The sequence below is a fragment of the Trichormus sp. NMC-1 genome (assembly GCF_001858025.1).
Lineage (GTDB): Bacteria > Cyanobacteriota > Cyanobacteriia > Cyanobacteriales > Nostocaceae > Anabaena.
Genome location: NZ_LZQD01000011.1, coordinates 1 through 5,187, shown reverse-complemented (window position 1 = coordinate 5,187; position 5,187 = coordinate 1). Strand labels below are relative to the sequence as shown.

At 41.2% G+C, this 5,187-nt stretch carries 1 protein-coding gene; it reads right to left on the bottom strand.

The genetic code is table 11. The annotated features are described in order from the left end of the window. Nucleotides 1–635 precede the first annotated feature (635 nt). Nucleotides 636–4,637, bottom strand: coding sequence for a DNA methyltransferase (locus tag A9Y75_RS23625; RefSeq protein ID WP_071191983.1), 4,002 nt, complete (start codon nucleotides 4,635–4,637; stop codon nucleotides 636–638). Between the last annotated feature and the right edge of the window lie 550 nt (nucleotides 4,638–5,187).

The window sequence follows — 5,187 nt, the reverse complement described above, 5'->3', positions numbered from 1 at the left end:
TCTGTCAGTCCTTGGTTGTTTTTTACCATCAATTCGGCGCGGTATTCATAATAAGTTTTTCCCGCTTGTTCTAATATGGGGTTGTTTTCCCAGTCTTCGGGAAAGGGGAAGGTTTCAAAACAGTCGGAAGGTGTGTAAACTGGACGGTCTTCTAATGTTGAACCAAAAAATAATGTCCATATTTCATGTATGCGAGATTGAAGCGTCGCAAAGCAGTCATAAGTATCTTTAACAATTACAGAATGAATAGCCAGAGGTTAAAAACCTCTGTCTAAAAGCTGAAATCGTCTGAAGACGATTGGTGGAAAGGGTAATATTAATTGTGTTGATTTTTTTTAGTCCTCTTTTAGAGGACTTTCGCTATGAGACGGGGGTTTATAACCCCTGGCTGACAAATGAATAAACCGACGAACGGATAAACCGACAAATGAATAAACCGACAAATGGATAAATCAACAAACGAATAAACCGACGAATGGATAAAATCAACATCCTGTAAATCCTTAAATCCCGGAAATCCTGATTCCGACATTTATTTGATTTCCCACAAAAAGCCAAAAGAAGATATTTTTTTATCAAACCTAAATCCTGATTTTGATATTTGTTGGGTTTCCTTGCGTCAACCCAACCTACAATTATGGTTCTGTGAAACCAGTAATAGTTGGGATATTATCGGGTGTCTGTTTTCGGGTTTTACTTGCTTTTTTAGTATTGCCTTTTTTCTTCCCTTCTGCAACTTTACCTCCTAAGATTTCTGCTTCATAGCGGGTTTGATTGAGGTCTAATAATTTGGCTAATATTTCATCATGGGTTGCTTCTGTCCAGCGATATCTCCAAGGTTTTTTCTTATTTCTTCCTTTGGGGTTGTCTTCTTCTTCCTCTTCTTCGTAGTCGAGTAAAAATGTACATTCTGTGGATATATCACCCCACCCGTAAGCGTCGAGAACTGCTTTATCCATTGCGGTGTGAAGTTCGCGGAGTTTGAGTATGTCGCTGTCGTATTCGTCGGGGTCATGAAATCGGTTGTAGGTGTCTGTCAGTCCTTGGTTGTTTTTTACCATCAATTCGGCGCGGTATTCATAATAAGTTTTTCCCGCTTGTTCTAATATGGGGTTGTTTTCCCAGTCTTCGGGAAAGGGGAAGGTTTCAAAACAGTCGGAAGGTGTGTAAACTGGACGGTCTTCTAATGTTGAACCAAAAAATAATGTCCATATTTCATGTATGCGAGATTGAAGCGTCGCAAAGCAGTCATAAGTATCTTTAACAATTACAGAATGAGGAGTTGCAATTATAGTTGATGAAGGAATAAAGGCAAAAGCATGATATTTAGATGTATAAGGTTTCATCAAAAATCTATCCTTAGAATAATTTGCTTGAAGAATTCCTGGTCTACGATAACGCCAGAATGAAATTGATTCATTACTAGTACCATTTCTTTGCTTTTTTACTTTTTCTTCAAGTAATTTCATAAGTTCAGGATATTGAAGTGCTTCTTCTTCAGTTAAATCATGTAAATTGATAACATAACGATAATGTTGATGCTCTGGATGCTCTAAAACTTCATCACCGCCTAAAAATGGAAAAATTTTATCTTTATTCTTTGGATTTAATTTAGTGATTTCTGTCATAAGGCTCATATTCCAAGCATTTGAATTTTTATCATCAAAATTAAATCCAGGACTACCTATTTCTACACCTTTAAAAATTTTATCCTTATTAGTAATTAGACTGAAAGGATTCTCGCTTGTGCCCTTGTGAAAAAGATAGGCTGTAATTTTATTTACTAATTTATCGTTTAGTTTTATTGAACTATAATATTCTCCTTTAAAACAATGTATAACACTTACGATAACAGATGCATCTCCTGCCCACCGCACTCTTTTTTTAGCACAGTAAATAGTACCATCATGCTGGCATATCCATCTTAAAGCAGCATATCTACTATCTCCTTGTGCTATAGTATTTGTAGCAATTAAACCTAATGTTCCACCTTTCTTTATTAACTCAAAAGCACGACGAAAAAAGTAAGTAACTAAATCAGCTTGACCTCCTGCTTCAGGTGTTAAACATTGTATAAAGTGTAAATAACTGGTAGAAAAATGACCTGATATTTTCCTACCACCTAAAAAAGGCGGATTACCAACAATTCCATCAAAACCGGGATTATCTCTGTCAAATACTTCGGGAAATTCAATTTCCCAATTAAATGCCGGAACTGGTTTCTCACCATGGCGCAATTCCTGACAAATCCGCCTGACATCTAAATCATCATCTTGATTTTTCTGCCAGTTATAAAATTTTAACCATAAATTATCACGCTCATCTTTTCTCGCTTTATCTTTATCCTTAGTAAAAAAAGACGCAATCACCAAATCACCTTTTAACCGAATATCTTGCAACTCTGTTTCTATATTTTCATACAGACCTCGCTTGGCTGCATAATTATCATCATCTAAATTGTGAATTTCATCTCGGTAAAACTTGGCTTTATCTATCGCCTGATTAAACAAAGGTAAATTCGGATCATCATAAGTAGTGTCTTTTTCCCAACTAAAATTTTTAATTTGTTCCTTATTCAATCCAACTAAAGAATCTCCCCACTTAAAAGCATGATCTAAAAATGTAAAAGGATGAGATTTCGCCAAAGTCGCCAACCACAAAGATAACTTCGCCAAATTCACCGCAAAAGGGTTTTTATCCACACCATACAAACACCGTTGGGCTACTAACCGCCGCGCATAAAGTAACGGTTCTTCGTCTGGGGGAATTTCAAACACCCCACCCGTCCTATCGGACACCCTCCCCTTACCAAGGGGAGGGCTGGGGAGGGGTTTATTCCAAGCCTCAACCAACTTTTCCGCCAATTGACGACAACTTTCCACCAAAAACGCCCCCGAACCCATAGCCAAATCACAAATCTTTAACTCTAAAATCTGCTCAGGTGTGGGGTTTTCTCCCAAAGCCTCTAAAATCGGTCTGAGAGTTTCCTTAACTATCGGCTCAGTCAATGCACGGGGGGTATAATGAGAACCACTGCGCCGCCGTTCTTCCCCTGGTTGCAAATACAGCGAACCCACAGGCATTAAACTCGGTGTTTTCGGTGATACTTTGCGTCCTAACGCTGCTATGACATCTTCTGCTGTCTGCGCGGCTTTTAACTCCGTCAGGGATTTACCAGTAACTTCACAACCTGCAATATCCTTTAAATATTTAGCCCGTTCCCCCGCTTTGGTTTTGAGAACCTCTTCAACACTAACCACCACCGTCACCGAAGATTTAGAACCTTTGGGTTTACTCCAAACACCGATAGCAGGGCTATTTGCTCTTTCTACCTCATAGCCCATAACCGCTTCATAAACTGAGCCAATTTGCTCAACATCCAAAGCCCGGTAAGATAGGCGTTCTCCGTCCAAGATCAGTAACCCTTGTAGTACCCTGTGAATTACCCCGTCAGAGACGCGAGGCGGTTCTATACTTGCCCCTGATTGATATTTTGTAGACTGGGGACGACCTTCTAAAAAGGGATATTCATCAGGATCAAAGAGTTGTCCATGACGAGCAGGTAAGTATAAATCAGCGTGACCCCCACCTTCATAAACCAAACGAAACAGACTCAGCAACCACGCCCAAGCACCATACCGCTGATCCATTGTATCTGGATAATTGCCGGCATCTTCTCGCAAGCGATCGTAAAGTCCACTCACGGAATAGTAGCGGGTATAAACTGCATCTTGAGACATCAAGCCCCGGTCTTCAGCGTAAAGCAGGAATACCAACCGCAACAAGATGGTAATCAGTCCGCCATAAATGTGCTGGGGGGCTGTGGCAGCGATATCATCTAATAAGCGGCTGTTAGTCGTGGCATCTGCTGTCTGGAAGCCCCGGAGTAAATCCCATAATGCCTCTAATACCTGCTCTGCCAGCTTGATAGAGACATCATTTTGATATTTCCGACTTTTTTCGAGGATGGCAGGTAAACGCCTGTCTGTGGGGACATTAAACAGGCGTTCTGCTGAGAGCAACATTTCCATTGCTCCCAAAATCAGCCGCCCCGATACTTCACACATAGCCTGGACAGGAAAGGTCAGGTGTCCTGATGATTCTCCTGGTGGGGCATAAACTAACCGTAATTCTGTACCGTTGCCCAATAGCCCGGTGTAAACTTTGGTTTCTTTTAACAGCCGTTCAAATTTAGATTGGGGGCTGGCGTGCCAACCAGTAGATTTACTATCCTCTACCCCGGCGTTGTCAAGTTCAGTACCAGGATTCAATACTTGAATTAGCATCATCCAGCCGCCATCGGGGTTGGGGACAGCGTAAGTCGGTATCAAAGTTTCTTGATAATCTGGGAGAGCGATCGCTAATTCTGCGGGACTATCAACTAAATCTGCTGTTTCCCAACCTAAAACATTGATAGCAAAGGCGGAAAAATCAGTAATGCAAAAGCGTTCATTTTCGCTGTCACCCGGCAAAGCTGTACCACTGGCAACTGCTTGTAATGTTTGTTGCAGTTCTACTACGTTGCGGTTAACCACCGCTTGGGCTGCTGACAATGCGGGCGGAGAAACCACCAATCCCACGGGCTGGAGAAAGCCTAACCATTCTTTATGTAAGCGAATTTCTGGATCTTTGGACATGATATTAATTTCAGTTTAAAAATTAGGTTAGTTAGTTGGTTAGTCGGTCAGATGAGCCAGGGGTTAGCCAGGGTTAGCCAGGGGTTAATCAGGGGTTAGCCAGTTAGCCAGGGGTTGAAAACCCCTGTCTAATAGCTTAAGTCGGATGAATCCGACTAAATGAGCGGGGTTTTTAATCAGCATGATAATGAGGGTTTTTTCGGTTTTTAGTCCTCTTTTAGAGGACTTTTGCTATTAGACGGGGAATTTATTCCCCGGCTTTTGAAATCAGCATCATAACGACGGGGTTGATTTGGGGTTTTCATTCAGTCAGATCAGCCAGTCAGATCAGCCAGGGGTTGAGCCAGGGGTTGAAAACCCCTGTCTAATAGCTTAAGTCGGATGAATCCGACTAAATGAGCGGGGTTTTTAATCAGCATGATAATGAGGGTTTTTTTCGGTTTTTAGTCCTCTTTTAGAGGACTTTCGCTATTAGACGGGGAATTTTATTCCCCGGCTTTTGAAATCAGCGGGTTTTGAAATCAGCATGATAATGAGGGTTTTTTCGGTT

Excerpts from the sequence above, each read along its gene's own strand:
- A9Y75_RS23625 (WP_071191983.1), bottom strand. The coding sequence starts at position 4,637 with ATGTCCAAAGATCCAGAAATTCGCTTACATAAAGAATGGTTAGGCTTT.